Consider the following 22,312-nt stretch of genomic DNA (forward strand, 5'->3'; position numbering starts at 1 on the left):
AGAATCCCTCTGAGTTGTAGAGGGCATTGAACATCGCATTGTGCTTAGAATCAGGCGATGACCATCGCGATTGCTGCGGACAATGGTCACGCTTTTGCAATCCAGTTACCTCCACTGCGCGGGCGCGCGCCCTCAAGACGTGCAGGGCAGCCCGACTTTGGCGCGATCATGAACCAGGCGGCAGAGTTGATAAGCAGGCTTCTTTTCGTTTCACTTGTGCCTACCTCTCAGGAAACGTCGCGACATTGGTCACTTCGCGAAGTGCGCCAACTTCTGCTTATGGGCCTTGCTCACCGTGTCGCGCGAGGCGTCACTTCCAGCAGGTGACGATCAGGTCCGAAATTGAGGGCATGACCTAGTCTCCGCGGCGATTACGTCTGCCCGCGCCACAATTCCTCCCTTTCCCGCCCCCACTCGCGCCCCAAACTTGGGCGACGGGTAGGGCTCACCTGTCGTCCGTCGATTCGCGCGTAAACCACCTCTTAAGCTTAAGGGTTTACGAACTGTTGGTTCGGATTGTTGGGCGCGTGCGGCGCCGCGTAGAAAATTGGGGAGTTCCCATGACCTGCCGATCTAGGTCTTCTCGTTTGGGCGTTGCTTTCGTTGCCGCGCTTCTCGCGCTTCCCGCCGCCGCCGCGGCCGACATGCCCCCGATCAAGACCAGCGCGACTAACCACGTTGTAGACTGCGCGACGCCCGGCCGGTTGATGGCTTACGTCCGCGAGCGCAATCCGAAGCTCAATGCGCGATACGACGGTCTCGCAAGCGCGTACATGCGCCAAGGCGAAGAGCTGAATGTGCGTTGGGACTACGCGTTCTTCCAGATGCTGCTGGAGACCGGCTATCTCAACTACGGCGGCGATGTGAAGCCCGACCAGAACAATTTCGCGGGCCTCGGCGCCACCGGGCGCGGGGCACGCGGCGAACGCTTCTCAGATATTTCGACGGGCGCACGGGCTCACCTCGAGCATCTTGTCATGTATTCCGGCGAGCGGATCGAGAACCCCGTCGCGGAGCGGACGCGCAATATCCAGGAGTGGGGCGTTCTCACGAACTGGCAGAAGGGAATTTCGGGCCCGATCACGTTCACACAGCTTGCCAAGCAATGGGCGCCGACGAGCCGCCGCTATGCCGTCGACATCGAGGCTATTGCCGATCGCTTCTTCGACGGCATCTGCAAACAAGATGATCCGCAGCCCGAACTCGTCGCGGAAATCCGTGGAACGCCTGTCAGAACTGCGTCGGCCGATGTCGCATCCAAGACGCCGGGCCAGGAGGCTCAGCGTCGTGCTGTAGAAGCCGCCAAGGCAGAGGGTGGCGCCACGCGTGCGTCGCTTGGTGCCGAACCGAAGGACGACGTGCTCCCCGCGAAGGGGGCCGCTGCCGTTGCAGCGGTCGCAGCCGAGGCCAAGGTGCCGGCGCAGACTGCATCGATGAGCCCGCCGCTAAAGGTTCTCAATGCTGCGCCTGCCGATCAGGCTCCGGTCGAAGCGCACGCGCCTGAAAAGGACAAGGACGCCGGCTCCCCGAAGACGGCTAACAAGACCATCGAAGTGGCTGCGTTGCCCGGCGGCGGTGCTGTTGGAGAGAGCACGAAGGCCAGCAAGCCTGGGAAGGTCGAGAAGAAGGAGGCTGCACCGGCCGGCAAGTGCCGTGTCTGGACTGCAAGCTATGGCGGCAGCAAGGCGATCGTCATCAAGGCGTCGCAGGACAAGACCGTCAACTACACCGTGCTCGACGTCAACGAAGGCTCGGAGAAGCGCGAAGCTGACGCGTACATCAATGCCTATGCGAAAGGCGGGCAGTCGGTTGGTGAGTTCTCGAGCCAATCGCAGGCCCTGGAGAAGGCCTTCGAACTCTGTCCCGAGGGCTGATCAGGACACTTGTCCGCTGCTTCCCGTCGCGTAGCTATTGGACCAGCCCATGATCGCATTCTTTTCCAGGCTTTCCTTTGCGAGCCGTTCATGGCGCGCCGCTGTGGCGGCTTGCGTCGCGGTTGCGTTCGGGCAAGGAACCGCGCTCGCTGCTCCGACGCTTCCCGAGATCCGTCTGTCGCCGAAGAACGCCGTTCCCTCGTGCGTGACGCCGGACCGCCTTATGGCGTTTCTCAAGACGCGCAACGGCAATCTCGATCCGCGTTTCCGCACCATCGCGACCTTCTACAAGCAGCACGGCGAGGCGTGGGGCGTGCGCTGGGACTATGCCTTCTTTCAGATGGCGATCGAGACGAACTTCCTGACCTACCGCGCGCCGAACGGGCGCATGGGCGATGTCGATCCGAAGCAGAACAACTTTGCGGGCATCGGGACGACCGGTGGCGGCGTGCCCGGCGACCGTTTCCCGGATGTCAGTACGGGCGTGCTGGGCCAGATCCAGCATCTCGTCGTCTATTCCGGAGAGCAAATCGCCAATCCGGTCGCACAGCGGACGCAACTCAAACAAGAGCATATCCTCGCCAAATCGCGGGAGCTCAATCGGGCCGTACGCTTCTCCGACCTTGCCCGGCGCTGGGCCGCTGATCCAAAGTATGGTGGCTCGATCGAATGGGTGGCCGAGCAGTATCGCTCGCAATACTGCAAGGGACGCAATGCGCCTCCGCAAGAGACCGAAGTTCTTCCGTGGCAGCAGGAGCGCGCACCCATCAAGACCGGGAGCGCGCGCGCGGCGGCTGAGAAGGAAACTGTTGTTGCCGACGCGGACTCGCCGGTGCGCACAGTTTGGACCCGCAGCCCGCGGGGAACACCCGTTGATGCAGGGCGCGCGGTCGATAAGCAACCTGCTCCTTCAAGAACAGGGGCGAAGACCGCCAAGGCGGTAGCTGCCGCTCCGGTGACCAACAAGAAAGCAGGTGCGATTGCTGTGCCTGCTGCTCCGAAGTCCGAACCGCTGCCGAAGGCTCAGGCGGTCGTTACACCGACGGAGGCCGCAGCCGGGCCAGTGGTGGAAGAGCCGGAAGCCCATTTTGCTCTGTTCACACCGCCAGCCGGTCTCGCCAACGCGACGATTGTGCCGGCGAGCAATACTGCGCCTCAGATTCAGAACGCCACGTCTGCGGAGAATGGAGGCGCTGCTGTTGCGCCCTTAGCCGTTGTTGAGACCCGTTCGGTCAAAACACAATCCGTGACTGTGCCGCCGATTGCCCGGTCCGAGCCGGAGGCAAATGCTGTTGGGCCGCCCGTCGCGCCGCAAGAGCCTGATGCTGTGGCGATGGTTCCTGCCGGAACACCGGTCCCTGCCGCCGCACCAGCTCCGCAGAAGCCCGCGTTCGATCCGCCATCGGGTCTCGGCGTCAAGCCGGGCCGGTGCGTAGTTGAAACGGCGACATTCGGCGGCGATACGACGGTGCTCGTGAAGACTGCGGAAGGCGCGGACGTGCATTACGTCGCGCTTTCGGTTCTGGATGGCTTCGAAGATAATATGACGAAGAGCTATCTCGCGTCACGTCCGGCGGGTGGCGAAGCGCTCGGAACTTTCCCGACGCGAGATGCGGCCTTGACGAAGGCCCGCACGCTTTGCCGGAGTGAGCGGGCCGATCCGTAGCCTCTACTGATTTGGTGCGAGGTACTTGAGCGCGGCGGAGGAGAGCGCGCCGCCGACGACGCACGGGATTCCCGCTGCCACAACACCGCCTGCCGCGGCGCCCACGCAGCCGAGCGCCAGCGCCGTCTGTCCAACCTGTCCCCACCAATTGTAGTTTCGGGAATTCAGGGAGCCCTTGGTCTTCAGCTCGTCGATAGCGGCGAGGGCGTCCTTTTTGATCTTGCCGGTCTCGAACGTTTCCGCGGCTTCGATCACCTCGCGCAGTGGCTTTCGCACTTCGGCGGGCTGCGTGTTCATTTCCTCAGACAGGATGTCGAGCAGCTCCTTCTCGCGCGAGGCGTTAGTAGCGAGCGTCCACTTGGCCATCGAACCGATGGTCAGCTTCTCGAGGTCGTTTCTGTCTTCGGAGAGGGCCAGCGCGCCGACGATGCGGCGGGCGGGTTCGCGATCTCCCGTGGCGAAGTAGTAGCCCCACAGGGTATCGAGCACGTATCCGCCTCCACCATCCGTGATGGGGAGATCTTTCAGCGCCTTGCCGTCGCCGTAGAGATATTTGCGCAGCAGCACCATGCGCGCAGGCATGCGCTCCACGAACTTCTGCAGCAGGCCTTTCCAGTCGTCTAAGCCCGAATAGGCGATTGCACGAATGAGAACGACCTGATCTTCCGGCGGCATGGGGAACATTCGCGCGACGAGCCGCTCGGCGCGATCCGGGTTGGCCCCGAGGACACCCGCCGTAAAGCCGATGTAGACGCCGGCGTTCTCAAGATCGCGGAACAGTCCGAGATCGCCCATGGCGTGCACGACTTCCGGCAGACGGTCGGGTTCAGGTGCCTTGCGGTAGTCATTGATCCATTTGAGGACCTGCTCTTGCTTCTTGAACTCCATCGGCGGCGGCTCGCGCTTGGCCTTGTCCTTGGCCAGTGCGGGAAGTACTGCCAGGGCAGCCGCCAGTAGAAACGCTGTCAGGGCTCGCATAGCCTTTTCCTCCGGACGCGCCGGGCAAAGAGAAGCGTGGATTTCGCGAAGGTTTCCTCAGCGCCAAGGGCCGCAAAGTCCTAGGCGGATTTGTGGCGATGCGGCCAATTGGATCGATGCGCCGCAGGAATTCCATCGTTCCGGCGTCCGGCCGGGCTTGACTGGGGTGTTCGCGCGGCCAATGTTCCGGCCATGCCCAATACTGACGACAAGGCCGAGGCTCCGGCGCCTGACCGGCATGCTGAAGCCGGTGAACGCGCCGGCGGTCCGCCTGCGACCGGCCCAGAGGTGATCGCCTCCTATCTCAAGACGCTCTCCACAGGCCCCGGCGTGTATCGCATGCTCGATACCGGGGGCGAGGTCATCTATGTGGGCAAGGCCCGCAATCTCAAGGCGCGCGTGCAGAACTACACGCGCCTCGCAGGGCTGCCGAACCGAACGTTGCGGATGATCCAGTCGACGGCGTCGATGGAGTTCGTGACGGTGCGGACCGAGGCGGAAGCTCTGCTGCTCGAAGCCAACCTCATCAAGCGGTTTCGGCCTCGCTTCAACGTCACGCTGCGCGACGACAAGTCGTTTCCCTACATTCTGATTCGGCGGGACCAGGGGGCGCCGCAGATTCTGAAACATCGCGGCGCGCGCACCATCAAGGGCGAGTATTTCGGACCGTTCGCGTCGGCCGGCGCCGTCAATCGCACGATCAACATGCTGGAGCGCGCCTTCCTGCTGCGCTCGTGCTCGGACAGCGTGTTCGAAAGCCGTACGCGCCCCTGCCTGCTGCACCAAATCAAGCGCTGCTCGGCGCCTTGCACCGGAGAAATCAGTCTCGAAGACTACGGCGCGCTAGTCGAGGAAGCGCTGCGGTTTCTCAAGGGAGAGAGCCAGTCGGTGCGCGAAATGTACCAGCGGCTCATGGAAGAGGCAGCGGAGAAGCTCGAATTCGAGCGGGCGGCGAAGTTGCGCAATCGCCTGTGGGCGCTCGCCCACGTGACGGCCGAGCAGGCGATCAATCCCGAGGGCGTGGAAGAAGCGGACGTGTTCGCGGCGTTCCAGGAGGGCGGGCAGACCTGTATCCAGGTGTTCTTCTTCCGCGTCGGACAGAACTGGGGTAACCGCGCCTACTATCCAAAGGCCGATCGGGCGATGCCCGTCGAGGAAGTTCTCGATAGCTTCATTGCGCAGTTCTACGACGACAAGCCCGTGCCGCGTCTGATCCTGCTCTCGTATGACATCGCCAATCACGCGCTGCTCGAGGAAGCGCTCTGCATCAAGGCAGACCGGAAAGTCGAGATCCGCGTGCCGCAACGCGGGATCAAGTCTGGATTGGTCGAACACGCGCTGACCAACGCGCGCGAAGCGCTTGGCCGCAAGCTCGCAGAGACATCCTCGCAGCGGATTCTGCTAGCGGCGCTGGGCGAGCGGTTCGGTTTGCCGCGTGCGCCGCGGCGCGTGGATGTGTTCGACAACAGCCACATCATGGGCACGAACGCCGTCGGCGCGATGATCGTCGCGGGGCCTGAAGGTTTTGCGAAGAGCGCCTACCGCAAGTTCAACATTCGCTCGGAGGGGCTCACCCCAGGCGATGACTACGCGATGATGCGGGAAGTGCTCGAACGCCGCTTCCGGAGGCTTGCGGAGAACGAGGCTGAGGCCCCCGCAGATACAGCGGCGGATGCGCTCTGGGAGCACGTCAGTGAGACTGATGCTGCGCCGCTTGAGGGGGACAGCGCGCCGGAAGCTTTGGGTGATGACGGCACGCTGTCGGACGCGTTGCCGGATCGGCCGGATCTGGTTCTCGTCGATGGCGGGGCGGGGCAGCTCTCGGTTGCGCGCGAGGTTTTGGCGAAACTCGAGCTCGGACAGATTCCGGTCGTCGGTGTTGCGAAGGGGCCGGATCGCGACGCGGGGCGCGAGCATTTTCATATTCCCGGCCAGCCCCCTTTCATGCTCGAGCCACGCGATCCGGTGCTTTATTTTGTGCAGCGGCTCCGGGACGAGGCGCATCGCTTTGCCATCGGCACGCACCGGGCCAAGCGTGCAAAGGCGCTTGGCGTCAATCCGCTGGACGAGATCCCCGGCATCGGGCCCACGCGCAAGCGCGCGTTGCTGAAGCACTTCGGTTCGGCGAAGGCGGTGTCTCGAGCCGGCGTCGAGGACCTGGTCGCGGTCGAAGGGATCTCGGCCGAAATGGCTCGAAAGATTTATGATTTCTTTCACGAGCGGCGCGTCTGAAACAGCAGCGTGCTGAGCTTAACTGTTGCCCCGAGCAAATTCGCGGTTCTTTCTGATATTTGTTGAACATTTGCCGCAGGCTGATTGCTGGAAAGAAATTTTTCCCGGCTAATTTTCAAATTCTTTCTCAACTATCGACTGCCATAGTCAGAGCCGGCTGGTGCGACGAATTGACTGCGCCGACTGCCGGAGGCGAGTTTAGCTGGCTGCTGTGCGTGCCTGCCCAATCAAAGTCTTAAGGAAATTTGTCATGCGTTTGAGTGAGGATGTGGCCTCGGGCGTCGGCCAGTTGGAGCGTGCGCCATCATCGGAAAAAACACGGCGCCGGACCGAAACGAAGTCGCCCTCAGTTTCGCCTCCCAAAAAGAAAGCAAAAACACCGGCGCGGGCAAAGGCGAAGAGCAAAGAGAAGGCGGCGGGTTCTCTTCCTATTCTCTATATGCTTTCGCCTCAGAAATTCATGAGCCCGTTCGACTGTAATATGGCGGTCGATTCCGGTTACAAGGTCGTGCTGCCTTACGACAACGTTGCGGCCGGTGATGTGGCTGCTCTGGTGCAGGATGCCATCTTCTCGCGGCCGCCGAAGGCCTCGACGGGGATTTTCATCGGCGGGAAGGACATCACGCTCGCGCTCGACATGATGAATGTCGCGCGCCGCGCCATGGTGCCCCCGTTCGAGGTTTCCGTTTTCGCCGATCCAGGCGGGTCATTCACGACTGCGGCCGCGATGGTGGCCTGCGTCGAGCGCGCGCTCAATCGCAACTTTTCGCGAAGCCTGAAAGGCCTTCGTGTGTCGGTTTTCGGCGCAATGGGCGTTGTTGGATTTTCTTCGGCCGTGATAGCCGCCAATGAAGGCGCGCATGTGCGGATCGTCGCGCATGATGCGATGGAACCGCTTCAGGCTTCGGCTGAGTACGCCGCAGATCATTTCAATGTCTCGCTCGAACCGGTTGGCGGTCAGACGGACGCGCTCAAGAGCAAGCTGCTGCGCACTTCGGATGTGATCTTCACGGCCGGCCCCGCAGGCGTGAACATCATCTCGCGCAAGCAGTTGGCCCAGGCGCCGAACTTGATGGTTGCCGCGGATGTTAATGCGGTCCAGCCCTACGGCATCGAGGGGATGGATCTCTTTATGGATGGGGCGCCGCTCCCAGGATGCAGCACGCTGGGCGTTGGCGCGCTCGCTATCGGCGACGTGAAGTACAAGACACAGGCCGGGCTCTTCCGCCGGATGCTCTCGGCGAAGCAACCCCTCGACCTCGACTTCCGGGATGCGTTCGTGCTGGCGCGAGAGATCGTATCCGGGACGGGTCGGACCAAACGCGGCGCGAAGCCGGCGGTTTAACTGACAGCATTTCTCAAAATAATTGAGCGGAGCACGAGTTCATCACTCATGCTCCGCTCTATTGGCGCCTGATTCCAAATACGCGGGTACACTCGAGGCGCTGACGACCAGCAGTCGACGACGCGATACATAAGTCGGCTGCTTGACGTATCCGTTACAAGAACGCTCGGGGCGCTCTTTTCTTCCCATTGCCCCAATACTTGCCTGTGGACAAGTCTAATAGTGCTTTTGGCGCATTAGGTTCTTGCAATTTGCTCAACTGCCGTCGTGCCGCTTGCCTTACCCCATTGACTGACGTGCGGGCCAATGGTGTTAGCTAGACCGATGGATCCGCCTATTCCCAGCCGCCCCCACGCGACGAACTTACCGAATGTGCTGACGTACGCGCGTATTGCCGCCGTACCCGCGCTGGTGGCGTGCCTGATGCTGATCGAGGGGGAAGCCGGGCGCTGGGCGGCGTTCTGGCTCTTCGTCGGAGCGGCCATCACGGACTGGCTCGATGGCTACCTTGCCCGGCGCCTCGAGCAGCAGTCCACGCTGGGCCGGATGCTCGATCCCATTGCCGACAAGCTCATTGTCGGCGCGGTGCTCATCATGCTGGTGCATGACCGGACGATCGACGGCTGGTCCGTGTGCGCGGCCATCGTCATCCTGTGCCGCGAAATCCTGGTTTCCGGGCTGCGCGAATTTCTGGCCGAGCTCAACGTCAAGGTCCATGTGACGGCGTTGGCCAAGTGGAAGACCGCGGCCCAAATGGTCTCGCTGGCGTTCCTTCTTGCGGGTCCGGCCGGAGACCGTATCGTCCCTGGCACGACGACGGCCGGGATCGCGCTGCTTTGGCTCGCAGCAGTCCTTACGCTTTGGACCGGCTATGACTATCTCAAGGCTGGCATCCGCCACGCCATAGAAGGATAAGAGCCGTGTCGAGCGGGACGATTTTGGAAACTGCGAAGGATGCTTCTGTGGAACAGCGCCTAACCGTGCGCTATTTCGCGTGGGTTCGCGAGAAGGTCGGGCGGGCCGAGGAATGCCTGGAAATTCCTGCCGGGATCGCGACCGTGGGCGAGCTTGTAGCTTGGCTCAAGGCTCGCGGACCAGAGTACGGGGCGGCATTCCAGCGCGCTGACGTCGTGCGGGCGGCGGTCGATCAGGTTCATGTAAAGCCGGGCCATTCTATCAAGGGCGCGCGCGAAGTGGCCTTCTTCCCCCCTGTCACGGGCGGCTGAGCAGGCATGGCTGTCAGAGTCCAGCGCGAGGTATTCGACGCGGCGGCAGAAGTCCGGGCGTTGACGGGTGGCCGTTCCGACGTTGGGGGTGTCGTCACCTTCACCGGTTTCGTCAGGGGTGTCGCGGACGGCAAGGTCCTCCAATCGCTGACGCTCGAGCACTATCCGGGCATGACCGAAGCCGAGCTCGGACGCATCGAGGACGAGGCGCAGCAGAGGTTCGAGCTCGAGGGCTCGACCATCATTCATCGGGTGGGCGAGCTGCGGCCCGGCGATCCGATTGTGTTGGTCGTGACGGCGTCTGCGCACCGGCAGGCGGCCTTCGAGGCGGCCGAGTTCCTCATGGACTACCTCAAGTCTCGGGCACCGTTCTGGAAGAAGGAATCCTTTTCCGACGGAACGGAGCACTGGGTCGACGCGCGCGAGTGTGATGGGGCGGCTTTGGCCCGCTGGGCCGCAGCATCGGCAACACAAAAGTAACCGTAAGCCGGTTATTAGGTAAGATCTCTATCTATCTGAATTTTCTATTTTATTCCCTATTTGTCGTTCGATCTCGAGTCGGCGATTAGGACTTCGTTAACCTTTATCGTTCCATAACATTGCCCGATGTCGTCCTGCAAAACGCCATCATCTCTGGTTATTTAATGACTGTCCCGCCAATGGACCGAGTTGCGTAGACGGGGGTCACACAACGATGACGAATGGACACTTGCGGCGCATTGCGCTGCAGCTCTGCTGCGCGCTCTTGGCGCTCTCTTTCCCGCTCGCGGTCTCCGCGGCGGATGGAGACGCGACGCCTGCGCCGTCGGCGGAAAAATCAAAGGGCCCGGTGAAGGTCACCGGCTCGATTGGCGCAGCTGCGAAAGCCAAACCCGCAGTCGGCCCTACCCCCGAAGCCACGCTCGGCGGTGACATCACGCGCACGCGGTTCCTGATCGGCCTTCCCAAGCAGGTAGAATTCCAGGTCTTCTCGCTCTCCAATCCCAATCGGGTGATCGTCGACGTTGCCGAGACGGCGCTCCGGCTTCCCCCGCAGCCGGAAGAGAACATCGCCGTCGGCCTTGTGCGATCGTTTTACTCCGGACGCTCCGCCCCGGGTAAGTCTCGGGTGGTCATCGAGGTCATTCGTCCCGTCGTAGTCGAAGGTGCCGAGATCGTACCGTCGGAAGACGGGAAGGGGCATCGCCTCTCTCTGGACATCGTGCCGGTCGCTTCTGCGAAGCAGGCCGAGAAGAAGCCGATCCAAAAAGTATCTCTGTCGTCGCTCGGCGCCATCGACGTTCAGCCCCCGCTGCCGATGCGGGCGCTGCGCCCCGATGAAGCGGCTGCGCGAGCGTTCAAGCCGATTATCGTCATCGATCCGGGGCACGGCGGCCACGACTCTGGCGCCATGAAGAACGGTACGGTCGAGAAGGATGTCGTGCTCGCGTTCAGTCTCAAGCTCAAAGAGAAACTTGAGAAGACCGGCCGCTACAAAGTGCTGATGACGCGTGACACGGATGTTTTCGTAGAGCTCGACAAGCGCGTCGACTATGCCGAGCAGCACAAAGCAAACTTGTTCATCGCCGTTCACGCCGATTACGCGGGCGGCAACTCGAAGGCTCGCGGCGCGACCATCTATTCGTTGCGCGAGTCCGTCGCCAATGCGCTGCAACGCTCTGCCAAGGGTGATGTGAAGGGCGCCGTCCTGACCAAGGACGAGGTCGATACGATGAAGAAGGCGAGCATCGACGACGATCTCTCTGCGGTGAAGGGCATCCTTGCCGATCTTGCGGGGCGTGAGGTGGATGCCACGCAGGAGCGGACGAGCGTCTTCACTCGTTCGGTCATCGAGTACATGGGAGCGAGCACGGAACTCCGCGCCAAGCCGGATCAGCAGGCCGCCTTCCGCGTTCTCAAGACCGCGCAATTCCCCTCGGTGCTCATCGAGCTTGCCTACGTGACCAACAAGGAAGACGCCGAGCTTTTGCGCTCCGATACGTGGCGCGACAAGGTTTCTGAATCGATTCTCACGGCGGTCGAGAACTACTTCGGGAACCAGATCGCACGTCTTCCGATGTAGTTCGCGCGCCGACGCTTTCTAAGGATCCGAAAACAGGAAGGCCGGTCCCTTGCGGGACCGGCCTTCGAAATTTGTGGCCGGCTTCAGGTCGCACCCCCTGCCGGCGAGGCCCAGTTAAGCTCTACTTGGAGGATGCGGAGGTTTAAGTCGCCATAGGAGTACAAGTTTCCATTCGATATCGTGCCGAAGCTCATTGAAATGAGCGGCGCTCCTTGGTCGGGACGCGTCGGTGGACCAATGACGAAGGTGCTTCAGCATAGTGCACTCCATCTTCGAGTTGGTGCCGTGACCAGGCTCCGAGCGAATGGGCCGACGACAGCCGCGACACACCTCTCCCTCTGCCAGGGTTGGCGGAGCGAGACGACGACGGCGTTGACGGGGTTGGAGCGGACACGGCGGTCCTAGACGGACTTCTTCGGTGCATTGCGCACCCAGGGAACGTTCCCTCTGGCAGCTCCGTCCGGGACTGCCACACGTTCCGCTGGGCTCGACGACCAGCCAATCGGTCATAATGGCTCAGAGATCTCAAGGACGCCGGTCCCAAGGCTCTGACGCATGCACCCAAAATGCGAACGCGCGAGCGGCCAATGCTCAGGCGTCCGGCGAGGCAAATCTTCCCCCACGCCCTGCAAGTTAAGCGATTCGGATGAAACGAAGCTTGTCGCGGTTAAATTAGATTCAATAAATTGCATGCCGTGGCGGCGGTGACTCAGTTCCGATGCGGCTCGCCAGGCGGCGGTTCAGCTTCGGCTTCGTTGCCACTGCAAGAGCTGAAGAGGGAGGTTATGCAAGTCCAGGTCTGGGAAGCCGCGTTGCCGATCGCATTGCCAGCATGTCCGATCTGCTCGCCAGCCTTCTTGGCCGTTCCGCCGATCGTCTCGCCAGCCTTCTGCAGTCCCTCTTGCGAGGACTTGACGGTCTGGCCTGCCAGTTCCTCCATTGTGCGTGGGACTTTGGTGGGCTGCTCTGCTGTAGGTTTCGCTGTTTCTTGGGGATGCGGGGCGGCGCCGTGTGCCGGTTCGGTCGTGGCGGCGGCGTCAACCGGGGGTGAATCGGCGGGCGGAGAGGCCAGCGCCGGATGCGTCTTGGCTTCGATAATGGCTGTCAGGCCGGGACAGGGAAAGGGTGCGCCCTTAGAGACGGCACAACTCGCGTGGCGGCCCTGCTTGGCCATTTGAGAAATGCAATAGAGGGAAACCGTGGGGTCTTTGCCGGGGCCGTCTTCCGTGCCTGCGACGATGCAGCGGTACATTGCGGGCGGGCCTTCGCACGTCACGCAATACTCGAGCGCGGCGGCTCCATGCGTGAAACCTAGCCCGAAGCAGATGCCTGCGAGGATGCTTCCTCGTGCCCTCATATACTCGAACTCCCCCCGAACTGCCGACGCTCAAAAGCGCCTGTTTTCGCAGTTTTTCGGCTCAGACAGCCATAGCATAAGGCTGGCCACAAACCAATGAAGGTAACTTTTACAAATCGCGGGACTATGCGGCATTCGCGTGGCAGCGCGTAGTACGCTTGCCAACGGGCAACCCCGCATCTATACGAGGTGCTTCGCGCGTTCCGGAGACGTGGCCGAGAGGCTGAAGGCGGCGGTTTGCTAAATCGTTATACCCCCTAAAGGGTATCAGGGGTTCGAATCCCCTCGTCTCCGCCATAACGCTACAGCCTAATCCATTGAAAATGCATTACAAAGCCCGACCCTCAGCGGAGCTTAGAGGGGCAAAGGGGGCTTTGTAATCCAACCTGGAGGGCAACCTTCCCATGTGAAATATGGGTTGCCGTCCACAATGGAGGTCGGCCCATGAGTTCACGTTCGAGAGCTCCTGTTCCCCACAAGCGATACGGCTTCTGGTACCTGGTTCGGAAGGTGCCTACTGCGTTCTCCCAACTTGATAGCAGGGGGATCGTAAGGGTCAGCACCGGCATTAGGATTACTGATGATCCGAGGGGTGTTGCTGCGAAGCATGCGGTGGTCAAACTTGATGTTGAGCTGCACAGGTATTGGCGTGACTTGTCATCTGGCGTCGACCCGCATTTGATAAAGCGCGGTGTAGCCGCTGTGGAATTGGCGGGGCGGTTTGGATTCTCCTATCTCGAGCTTTCTGCGCTGAATTCCTCGCCGATCGACGAACTGTCGAAGCGCCTGAGCGCTCTTGAATCTCTGGCCGGTACAAAGGAGCTACCTAACGCAGGATCGGCGCTGTTTGGTCTTGTGCCGTCACCACGCAGCTCATGTCGATTGTCGGAGTTGGTGGACGATTACGAAAAGGTCCAAGCCGTTGCTCTGAAGGGCAAGTCGGCTGATCAATGGCGGCGATGGCGCAATCAGCGCGATCAGATGCTTGAGAGATTTTTGAAGCTTATCGGCGGTGACAAGCTCGTTGAAGCGCTGACGGTTGATGATGTGCGGGGCTACCGTGATGCCTTGAAGGGAGATGTGCTTAAGGATCGGATGGACGTGAACACGGCTAACAAGAACATCGGCACGGTTGCAGCGATGTTCCGCGCAGTGGTGGAGGAAGAAAAACTAAAAGTCACGGACCCGTTCGTGGGTATGCGCCTCAAGGGCGGGGAGAAGAAGCAACGCACGCCGTTCGTTATCGAGTTTGTGCAGAACGTTCTCCTAAAGGATGGCGTTATGGATGGACTTAATCCGGAAGCGCGCGCGATCTTTTACGTTGTGGCGGAAACGGGTATGCGGCCGTCCGAGGTTGTTGGGCTGCAGCCAGAGGACATCATCCTTGATCAAGAGATCCCGCGGGTGGTGCTTCGCGACAACAAACGGAAGCTGAAGACGAAGCACTCGGCGAGGACCATTCCACTTGCTGGCATGGCATTAGAGGTGATGCGGCGCTACCCGAATGGATTCCCAACCTATCGGGGCAAGCCAACCAACTTGTCGAATACAGTCACTAAGTATCTGCGCGAGAACAAGCTGCTGCCGTTTGAAGGACAGTCGTTTTATTCGCTCCGTCACGCATTCAAAGATAGGTTGCGGGAATGCAAGACCACTGAGGAGCTGACCGACGTGCTAATGGGGCACTCGCCCAAAGGTGATCAGTACGGATTTGGTCCGGGCCTTAATGAGGCGCATAACGTTATGAAGGCAATCGCGTTTAAGGCCCCTTCTGCTTCTTTTGCAGAAGGGCTCGGGCGCGCGCCACAGGATCATCTTTCCGCGCTTGCTCAACAGCAGCCTCGATCCGGAGGAAGATGGGCAGGAAAGCTGCGTCTTGTGCCAACAATTCAGCGGCAATCAGAAGATTGCGTTCAAGACGTTCAAGAGGAATGAGATGCGATTCATGGATCTGCATACGGTGTAGAAAGCAGTGACAAGAAGCTCTGACAAGGTGTTGGAAAATCAGCGCCTTACCTAGGCGATGGTAAGCGTAGCTAAGGGTATGGTGGGGGGCATCACAAATTATTTCAGGTCTGCCAAGGGACGTGCAGGGTTGCAACAGGTGCGGAATTGAAAAGACGAAGTTTGATATTTGTTGCGTGATGCCGATGCACGGACGGTTCTGAAATGGCGATGCTCATGTGCATGCTGTGCGCACGGTACAGCGGAGGCGCCAAGGCCCAGACGGTGAACAAGGGACCGGCCTCGCGTATGCGCCCGGTCCCGGTCACGGCCGATCGTTGTCCCGGTTCCGAGTAAGTCCCCTTCCCCATTCAGGCGGCCGCAGCACGTTCTTGGGTGATTCTAAGAACAGCGGCGCGATCTGTTTTGGCCTGTAGCCGAACATCCAGCAATTTTAGCGGCGGCGAGAGTATCGCCGGCGTGGCTTGTACGCGCGTGGCGGTGAGGGCTCGGCACCAACAAATTGCGCCACATATTCCGCATCCATGGCGAAGGAGTGTGGTGCGGTGCTCCTGAGCGCCGCCTGCAACGCGTTGTGGAGGGCTTTTGCGACCTCCTGCTCGAGCGTACCCACTGCATGTTCCGAAAACGTCTCCACAGGCCCTGCAAGCGGCCAGTATCGTTCAAAGCCCCGTTGACGCGGGTCACGCCAGCTGAACGTCTCAATAAGCTTGAGGGCGAGCTTGGAAATGTCGTCAGGGGTCACACGCATGGAGCATTATGAAAACGTGTACGACGGAGCCTGACCCTCTTCCCTTCAAAGAAGATAAATCTCGCCGCAGGCGGTTTAAGCGGTTTTGATAGTTATAAGGAAAAGGTTTTAATAGGTTTCAAGTCCGGGAACACGAACAGCCGCAGCAGCTTACCTATGCTTTGCGGCAGTGATGCACGGCCTGGACGGATCGATGCACGGTCTGGACGGAATGATGCACGGCTTGGACGGAATGATGCACGGCGGAACGGGAGCGATGCACGGTTGCGGCCAAAAGCGTGCGGCGTGATTTTTGTCCGGCTGAGAGGGCGTGATGCACGGAGTTTTTGTCCAACGCGGGCGGAATGATGCACGGTGCTTTGGTCCAAGCCCTCTTCCCTGACGGGAGTTGGTTCTTTGTGCATCAAGGGGTCAGCATTTTGTCCAGGGAAGCGGGAGTGATGCACGGGGGATTTGTCCAAGCAGGCGGAGTGATGCACGGCAAATTCGGACGGAATGATGCACGCTGCTTTTGTCCAAGGCCCCTCCTCTGACAGGGCTTGCCTTGTTGCGCCCTAGGTGGGCAGCATTTTTGTCCAAGATGGCGGGAACGATGCACGGCGTTTTTGTCCAATGCGCTGATGCGCAAGATTTCAATGCGTTGACGGGGCTCCTGCACGAGAAGTGATGCACGCAATTTTGGGCCGGAATGATGCACGGGAAATTTGTCCACGAGCACTGTGCGTGATGTAGGTAACTGAAATAGCGTGACTAAACCGTCATCATATTTTTGGACGGAATGATGCACGGGAATTTTGTCCACGACGGCGCATCGCTATTTTTGTCCAAACGAACGGAAGTGATGCACGGGTAATTTGTCCATCAGGCGGCTTGCTGCTCTCCTCCCGTGATTTGCATGGTGCGCTTGGTCATGCGCAGTTTTTCTCCCCCTTTGGCGGGCAGGATCTCGAGGTTGAACTCCGGCAGCGGGCAGATCTTGGAATCCTCCACGATCTCTTGCAGCGCCTTCCTGAACTTGGCGAACGGGAGGGCGGAACCTGACCGAAGATGCACGGTCTCCAAGCCGTAGTCCGACATGCCGCTGGTGCCGGCGGACTTGCGCGCAAGCCGGTAGATGAACCGCGCAAGGGGCTTGGCGATGAGAAAGTAATCAGCGTCCAACGTCAGCACGCTGGGTTTGTCGGTTGGGTTGACCACGCCCTTATACACCCAATCTGGGATGTCGATTTCGACCATATCTATCTTGTTGCCCTTGGTGCGTGAGATGACCTTGTAGCGTCCGATGAGTGGGAACGATTCCGAAGCGCGGCGCTTGGCCGCGTGATTCAGATTGGTGATCTTGATGCGGGTGGCCTGCAACCGGTCCAAAGCGCCTTCGATACGTTCATACTGGCGGCCCCCCTGCCCGCGTCTGGCGAAGGAGAGGATCTCGCCCATGGAAGGTCGGTAGCAGCGCGGAGGAAGGGAAGGACGCAATCCCTTCTTCTCGGCGATGCGGTACTCTTTCATGGTGCCTGTGAGGCTTGTCACCATGTGCAGGAAGATGTCGTAGTCGAATGCGGTGGCGAGACCTGTTTCCGCTCCGCCTTCAATGGTGATGATGGCGTCGGGCAATTCGTAGCGGATGACGCCGCCCCGGCTGTTTTTCGATAGTGAGAACGGTGCCACGTCCATCAGGTTGACGTCGTCTTTCAGCGGCGCGTCATAGGTAGGGGGCGAGAAGAACGAAAGCTGGCTGTCGTCGTGGGGCGGCTCCCGCAAGGTGACAATGGTTTCCTTCTTGCTTGGGGCCTCATGTTTGATGAGTTGCTTCACTTCTCCCAGGTGGACGGCTTCGGACATGCGTTGGAGCGTGTCGCGCAGCAGCACGTCGGTCGTGGATTCCAGTGCGAGGTCTGAGGCGCGGCGGCGCATATAGAAGCGGCGGAGGCGCATCAAGGCTTCCTTGCTCAAGGGCTGAGGATCTTCTTCCCCATCAAGAAGTGAGATGCGGACAGCGACTTCCTGCAGATAGAGGTTTTTCTCCTCGAGGCTGAGGTCGGAGAACTCTGCCTGGGTTTTCAGGTTCAATTTAAAGGACGCCACGATCGCTAGCCTTCATTGGTTGCGGTGTGTGGACGCGGAGGTCACGCAGCATGGCGTGTCTCCTTCTTGGCGCGGCGGCCGTCCTTCTTCATGTCTTCCGGTTTGATGGTGAAGCGGTCGTTTTGTAGGGCCTGAAGGATGACGTACTTGGCACTTGCGTTCTGGTCGAACCCGCGCTGGGCGATTTCCTTGAAGAGGTATGAGGGTAGGTCGATGGTGAGGCGCTGCATTGCGGCAGCCCCCTCCTCATCTTCCATGGAGAGTTTCTTCGGCTTGGCTGGTTTGAGCGGCTTAGCCAGCGACACCGGTGTGGTTTTGGCGTTTTCTGCGGCTTCGGCTTCTGCGAGGGTCGATGGCGCGGAGGGAATGGGAACCACATCCGCCGATGTCGCGGGTGGGCTCGGGTACGTAAGCGAGGGGATGCCCTTTTCGGCGGCGATCTGATCCACGACGGCGAATGCCTTGGTGAGTTCCAGTTTGCGGAACTGCTGTGATTGCTTGGTGGTCATGCCGCGGCCCTTTCTTCTTGTCGTTGACCCACTATGGACTGGATTTCGCTGACCAGGGCGTCGAGCTCTTCGATGGCCTTGGTGATGGCGGGGCGTGAGGTGTCCGAGAAGTGGGGCGGACGCCCGTTGAGGAAAGCCTCGGTGTAAGCGGCAGGGCGCGTGTAGATGAAGGTTTTGAAGCGGGGTAGGTTGCTGCCGTCGATTTCTTCCAGCGTGAATGCCTGCGCCCTCGAAAGCATGGTGGGAACATCGTTGATGAGGACGCGGTGTTGGAGCGGCTTGCCGATGCGTTTGGCGGTGTCCAAGAGGTCTGCCGCGAGCTTGCTCGCCTGCAAGGTGTCCGGAACGTTCAGTTTGGACGGGGTGATAGTGAGGTCCGCAAGAACGCCAAGGGCCAACATATCCGGGGTGAGCGTTCCGGGTAGGTCGATGAGCACGTAGTCGTGCTTGAGCTCCAGGAACCTGTGCATGTATTGGCGGAGGTTTTCCGGTGGCGATTTCTCGACGGTGAGATTGGGGATGATGTCCCTGGCGCCGGTCGTTGAATACCAATTCCAAAGAGTTTCGGTCTGGTCGTAGTCGACGACGTGGACAAGCTTTCCTTGTTTAGAGAGGGCGCCGGCGATGCCGAGGCAAGTGGTGGACTTGCCAACGCCCCCTTTGGGAGAGGCGAAGGCGATGATGATGGGTGATGTCGTGCTCATGGATTGTATGCTGTTGGGAACTTCTCCACTTGTCTAGTTGAGGAGCTTCTTTGATGGGCAATCCGCAGGTGGGTGTGTGATATTTCTGAGCAGCCAAATGCAGAAATACAGAATCGCGCAAATACGGAAATGAGGAAACACAGAAATGTAGGAATGCGGAAACGCACAAATACGGAAATGAGAAAACATGTAAATGCGGAAATACAGAATAAGAAAGCGAGGTGGGGAGCGGGTTGCGCTGGGGGGTGTGAGAGGGCAAGTCAGTAAATACAGAAATGCGGAAATCATCAAATAATGAAATGCGTGGATACGGAAATGAGCAAATAAGGAAATGCTGAAATAAGGATATACAGAAACCCGGAAATACAGATATTAACAAATGCGGAAATCCGCAAATGAAGAAATAAGGAAATACAGAATCGCGACGGCCGGGGTGCGCTTGAGATCACGCGCTGACGTGAATGTGGGAAGCTATCGTGGATAGAGAAGTGAGTAAGGGTTGACCGACTACGCGACCGGTTCCGGTGGTTCATCTACAGCAGTAGGAGCGGTTGGCGGGAGGGGTAACGGGTAGGTAGGGGGGGGGATGTAGTAGCTAGGAAATTGAGCTTCTAAAGTATCAAGGATGCGTGGGAGAATCCGCCCTTCACAATGAATAGGTGAGGGATGGCGGATAGCCGGGAGGCATTGCGCAGGCGGTTTCAACCGCTGCATCGGGTAAGGACAACCCGGCGCGTAGACTTCAAGGGCTACCGGATGCGCCTGAACCTGCGCATCCCGGAAGCCATGTCCATCAATCTTCAGATCATCAAACTTGTGACCGGGGAAGCCAAGAACGGTTTCTGCGAACGTGTTCTCGTGGAAGCGGTGGCCGACAGCATCAGGGAGCTCAAGCGGCAGCATGGCGAAGAAGCATGGAGCGCGATCGAGACGTGCGCAAAACGGGGAAAATCCCCGGAACCTTCTCGTTGATGTGGTGGTGGTGTTCGGCATCCTGGTGTCACTGGGTCTCATCGCGGTTTCAGTGGCGCTCAATTTCAGGATGGGCTTCCGCAGTGCTGACACCGAACTTGACGGGAAACTCTATGGGGCAGGCGCTGCGTTCGGCGACAGCCTGAAGGCCATCGCGCCGTTCATGATGTCGTGGGGTTTCAGGAACGGTGACGTGCTTGCCGCCATTTCGGCGGTGATGCTGTTCAGCATCTGCACCGTCTACTCGTTCGTATCCGCCTTGGGGTTTGCAGCCGAGCACAGGGCGAACAAGGCGGGATCGGCGCAGGTCGCGCTTGATGGCTACGGGGATCTCAGGGCGGAGAAGAAGCGGCTTGAGCAAAGCCTCACATTTTACGGGCCGCAAAGGAGCCCGACCGAAGTTGAAGATGCGATCGCGGCAAAACTGAAGGAACGCACCTGGACTGGCGGCAGAACGGTGGGTGCGTTGTCGAGCGATTGCACGGTTGACCGAAAATCCACCCGCGCAGCCTGTGAGACGGTGGCGAAGCTCAATGTGGAACTGTCCGCCGCACGGGAGGTGGAACGGCTGAACAATGAACTGCGCACGGTGATGGGAAAGTCATCGGCACAAGGTGCGGAAGCGCCGTCGACTGCAGATGCGCAGGTCGACGCCCTCGCGGGAGTGGTTCACCTGGTGACGGAAGCAGTCACGAAGGATCATATCGGGCTAGGGCTTTCCATCCTGTTGGCGTGTTTCGTTGAGGTGGGGTCTGGAGTGGGGTTGTTCATGGTGACGACTCCTTGGCGCGCGAAGGCTGCGGCAGTGGAGGGGAAGCCTGGAAGCAAGAGAATGCTTGGTCATGTAGACGCGTATATGTTGGCGCGCATCGGGCCCGGCGAAGGCATGCTGTCGATGAAGACGCTGCATGAGGACTACATCCGCTGGTGCCTGCGGACGCATTTGGTTGCGTACGCAGAAGCTGAATTTGCGAAACGGTTTGTTGCGCTCGCTGATGAAGCCGGATTGCAGATCACAACGCGTGGGCAGCGGGAATACTGCCGGCAGGTGCGTTTGGCGGAGGGGTAAAGGGGGATTGGGCGTAGCGAAGAGTGGCCAGGAAATTACTGTTTGAGGGGTGGTGTTGCGAGGGTATGCGTAAGGTGATGGAGGGTCTGATGCTGCAACCTAAAAATTACACGCGCGCATACCTCGACAACGATCTCTATCTGGCTGATGCGCAGGATGGCGTTTTCGTTGATCCGGAGAAGCAAGCGCAGGTGATGACCGCAGAGGAGGCGGCGCGTATAGGCAAGCACGTCTCCAATCTCCGGATCGTGGTGATCAAGGGGTATCCCTACTACGACGATGAGCGCCTGAAGGAGTTTCGCCGGGTCGGGGAACCCTCATTTGTGCTGACCTATGACCAGTTTGACCTCTTGCCGGAAAGGGACCAGCGGTTGACCATCCCGCGTGGAGAGGAATTCAGGAAGGTGATGGAGAAGGAGGCGTCCTATTGGCAGAGGCGCCGTAATCGTGACGGAGACAGGGGATGAAGGATACGCTCACGTATTGCGACATCTATCTCAACAACCAGCGGTACCAATTCGATGCGTCCAGAAAGGTGTTCCTGTCGTCATCAGGGTTGGAACCGCGTGTGGTGACCATGGATGCCGTCAAGAAGGGACATGTGCATGCCGCGCTCTGGCGGGCATACGTGGTGGGCGGGGTTCCCTATTACTATGACGAGGTGAGGGATGAGCTGATGCGCGTGGGCAACTCCGCTTCGCGTCTCGGCGTGAACGATTATGCGGCGCTGATTGAGGGTGGGGCGGTGACGGTGCCACGGGGCGATGTGTTCAAGGCGATCATGGACAGGGAGCTGGCCGTGCCGAAAAGAAATGCCGATATCGAGCGGGACAGGTGAGGAATATGGAAAAGCGCCAACTGCTGTTCCTGGACAACATGCTGTTCACTTAAGGAGCGGAGAAGGGGCTTTTTGCTTCGCAATCATTGGCGAGCGAGGAGGTGACCCTCGAAGAGGCTCGCCGCAAGGGGATGACGCTGTCGCTTTATGAAGTGGTCGTGGTGGGCGGTGTTCCTTATCTCTATGAGGAAAAGAGAGATACCCTGTACAGGCTGGGGAACGTCAACGAGCGGATGACCGGTGCGGAGTTCGAACGGCAGGACCTGCAGGGACGGGCAAGCTACCCCTATGGGGAGGCGTTTCGGGCGGTGGTTCAAAAGGAAAGGGAATGCGTGTTCGGGGCGGAACGGTGCGATCGCGACCGTTAGGGGGGTGAAGGAACATGTTGTCGGCTGAGTTCTTGCTATTGGTGATTTGCGCCGCGTGCGGGTTTGGTGCCGTTTCGCCCATCGTGGTGGTTTGCTTGGGAACGGCTGGGTTGCTTATGTCGTCGCTGCCCAAGTACGTGGCGGTATGGGGTCGGGCCAAGGAAGTGGACAGGCTTGCCGTCGTGAAGGGATCGATGGCGGTGTCGGTTGTGAACGCGCTCGTTGCGGTATCAGCGTCCTATGGTGTGGGGTTGGTTGCGCGGTGGTCAATCGTTAGCCCCTGAAACAAAAAGCCCCCAGATGGGGGCTTT

At 59.8% G+C, this 22,312-nt stretch carries 20 protein-coding genes and 1 tRNA gene; 16 read left to right on the forward strand and 5 right to left on the reverse strand.

Annotated features, from left to right (window positions below):
* Positions 1-560 precede the first annotated feature (560 nt).
* The gene (locus tag VHO05_RS12270) at positions 561-1,874 is read left to right on the forward strand and encodes a glucosaminidase domain-containing protein (protein WP_329646862.1); all 1,314 of its coding nucleotides are present in this window, start codon (positions 561-563) and stop codon (positions 1,872-1,874) included.
* A gap of 49 nt (positions 1,875-1,923) precedes the next feature.
* Positions 1,924-3,540, forward strand: coding sequence for a hypothetical protein (locus VHO05_RS12275; RefSeq protein WP_329646863.1), 1,617 nt, complete (start codon positions 1,924-1,926; stop codon positions 3,538-3,540).
* Between the two features lie 3 nt (positions 3,541-3,543).
* Here VHO05_RS12275 and VHO05_RS12280 read toward each other — a convergent pair whose 3' ends face one another.
* Positions 3,544-4,518: a hypothetical protein gene (locus tag VHO05_RS12280; RefSeq protein WP_329646864.1), complete on the reverse strand. Its 975-nt coding sequence runs from the start codon at positions 4,516-4,518 to the stop codon at positions 3,544-3,546.
* Positions 4,519-4,710: 192 nt separating this feature from the next.
* On the opposite strand from VHO05_RS12280, the gene uvrC reads away from it, so the two are divergent.
* The 6 genes from uvrC to VHO05_RS12310 all read left to right on the forward strand — a co-directional run bounded on the left by uvrC (position 4,711) and on the right by VHO05_RS12310 (position 11,383).
* The gene (uvrC, locus tag VHO05_RS12285; RefSeq protein WP_329646865.1) at positions 4,711-6,750 is read left to right on the forward strand and encodes an excinuclease ABC subunit UvrC; all 2,040 of its coding nucleotides are present in this window, start codon (positions 4,711-4,713) and stop codon (positions 6,748-6,750) included.
* Positions 6,751-7,000: 250 nt separating this feature from the next.
* A complete protein-coding gene (locus VHO05_RS12290) occupies positions 7,001-8,095 on the forward strand; it encodes an NAD(P)-dependent methylenetetrahydromethanopterin dehydrogenase (protein ID WP_329646866.1) in 1,095 nt (364 codons plus the stop codon).
* A gap of 324 nt (positions 8,096-8,419) precedes the next feature.
* The gene (gene pgsA, locus VHO05_RS12295) at positions 8,420-9,010 is read left to right on the forward strand and encodes a CDP-diacylglycerol--glycerol-3-phosphate 3-phosphatidyltransferase (protein ID WP_329646867.1); all 591 of its coding nucleotides are present in this window, start codon (positions 8,420-8,422) and stop codon (positions 9,008-9,010) included.
* Between the two features lie 47 nt (positions 9,011-9,057).
* Positions 9,058-9,321, forward strand: a complete 264-nt coding sequence (gene moaD / locus VHO05_RS12300) for a molybdopterin converting factor subunit 1 (RefSeq protein ID WP_329646868.1) — start codon at positions 9,058-9,060, stop codon at positions 9,319-9,321.
* Positions 9,322-9,327: 6 nt separating this feature from the next.
* Positions 9,328-9,801 carry a molybdenum cofactor biosynthesis protein MoaE gene (locus VHO05_RS12305; RefSeq protein WP_329646869.1) on the forward strand — a complete coding sequence of 158 codons (474 nt, stop codon included), beginning with the start codon at positions 9,328-9,330 and terminating at the stop codon, positions 9,799-9,801.
* A 214-nt stretch (positions 9,802-10,015) separates the two neighbouring features.
* Positions 10,016-11,383, forward strand: a complete 1,368-nt coding sequence (locus tag VHO05_RS12310; protein ID WP_329646870.1) for an N-acetylmuramoyl-L-alanine amidase — start codon at positions 10,016-10,018, stop codon at positions 11,381-11,383.
* Between the two features lie 709 nt (positions 11,384-12,092).
* Here VHO05_RS12310 and VHO05_RS12315 read toward each other — a convergent pair.
* Positions 12,093-12,740 carry a hypothetical protein gene (locus VHO05_RS12315; protein WP_329646871.1) on the reverse strand — a complete coding sequence of 216 codons (648 nt, stop codon included), beginning with the start codon at positions 12,738-12,740 and terminating at the stop codon, positions 12,093-12,095.
* A 205-nt stretch (positions 12,741-12,945) separates the two neighbouring features.
* Here VHO05_RS12315 and VHO05_RS12320 point away from each other — a divergent pair.
* Together VHO05_RS12320 and VHO05_RS12325 are read left to right on the forward strand one after the other, a co-directional pair.
* Positions 12,946-13,037 (forward strand) — tRNA-Ser (locus VHO05_RS12320).
* A gap of 147 nt (positions 13,038-13,184) precedes the next feature.
* A complete protein-coding gene (locus VHO05_RS12325) occupies positions 13,185-14,675 on the forward strand; it encodes a tyrosine-type recombinase/integrase (RefSeq protein ID WP_329646872.1) in 1,491 nt (496 codons plus the stop codon).
* A 1,642-nt stretch (positions 14,676-16,317) separates the two neighbouring features.
* Here the strand turns inward: VHO05_RS12325 and VHO05_RS12330 are convergent.
* Genes VHO05_RS12330 through VHO05_RS12340 form a run of 3 tightly spaced genes read right to left on the reverse strand, consistent with a single transcriptional unit; the run spans position 16,318 to position 18,754 of the window.
* Positions 16,318-17,526 (reverse strand): replication initiator protein A, encoded by a 1,209-nt coding sequence (locus VHO05_RS12330; protein ID WP_329646873.1) that lies wholly within the window; start codon positions 17,524-17,526, stop codon positions 16,318-16,320.
* 56 nt (positions 17,527-17,582) lie between these two features.
* A complete protein-coding gene (locus tag VHO05_RS12335) occupies positions 17,583-18,050 on the reverse strand; it encodes a hypothetical protein (protein WP_329646874.1) in 468 nt (155 codons plus the stop codon).
* Complete coding sequence (locus VHO05_RS12340; RefSeq protein ID WP_329646875.1) at positions 18,047-18,754, reverse strand: ParA family protein; 708 nt, start codon at positions 18,752-18,754, stop codon at positions 18,047-18,049. The genes VHO05_RS12335 and VHO05_RS12340 overlap by 4 nt, the downstream gene beginning before the upstream one ends.
* 666 nt (positions 18,755-19,420) lie before the next feature.
* On the opposite strand from VHO05_RS12340, the gene VHO05_RS12345 reads away from it, so the two are divergent.
* The 6 genes from VHO05_RS12345 to VHO05_RS12370 all read left to right on the forward strand — a co-directional run bounded on the left by VHO05_RS12345 (position 19,421) and on the right by VHO05_RS12370 (position 22,285).
* Positions 19,421-19,726: a hypothetical protein gene (locus VHO05_RS12345; RefSeq protein WP_329646876.1), complete on the forward strand. Its 306-nt coding sequence runs from the start codon at positions 19,421-19,423 to the stop codon at positions 19,724-19,726.
* A 7-nt stretch (positions 19,727-19,733) separates the two neighbouring features.
* Positions 19,734-20,795, forward strand: a complete 1,062-nt coding sequence (locus VHO05_RS12350) for a hypothetical protein (RefSeq protein WP_329646877.1) — start codon at positions 19,734-19,736, stop codon at positions 20,793-20,795.
* Between the two features lie 89 nt (positions 20,796-20,884).
* Entirely contained in the window at positions 20,885-21,262 is a 378-nt protein-coding gene (locus VHO05_RS12355; protein ID WP_329646878.1) for a hypothetical protein, read from the forward strand.
* Complete coding sequence (locus VHO05_RS12360; RefSeq protein ID WP_329646879.1) at positions 21,259-21,633, forward strand: hypothetical protein; 375 nt, start codon at positions 21,259-21,261, stop codon at positions 21,631-21,633. The genes VHO05_RS12355 and VHO05_RS12360 overlap by 4 nt, the downstream gene beginning before the upstream one ends.
* Positions 21,634-21,734: 101 nt before the next feature.
* On the forward strand, positions 21,735-22,001 hold the full coding sequence (locus tag VHO05_RS12365; RefSeq protein WP_329646880.1) for a hypothetical protein: 267 nt from the start codon (positions 21,735-21,737) through the stop codon (positions 21,999-22,001).
* Positions 22,002-22,015: 14 nt separating this feature from the next.
* Entirely contained in the window at positions 22,016-22,285 is a 270-nt protein-coding gene (locus VHO05_RS12370) for a hypothetical protein (protein WP_329646881.1), read from the forward strand.
* Positions 22,286-22,312 lie beyond the last annotated feature (27 nt).

This window comes from Hyphomicrobium sp. (assembly GCF_036262015.1).
Taxonomy (GTDB): Bacteria; Pseudomonadota; Alphaproteobacteria; order Rhizobiales; family Hyphomicrobiaceae; genus Hyphomicrobium_C.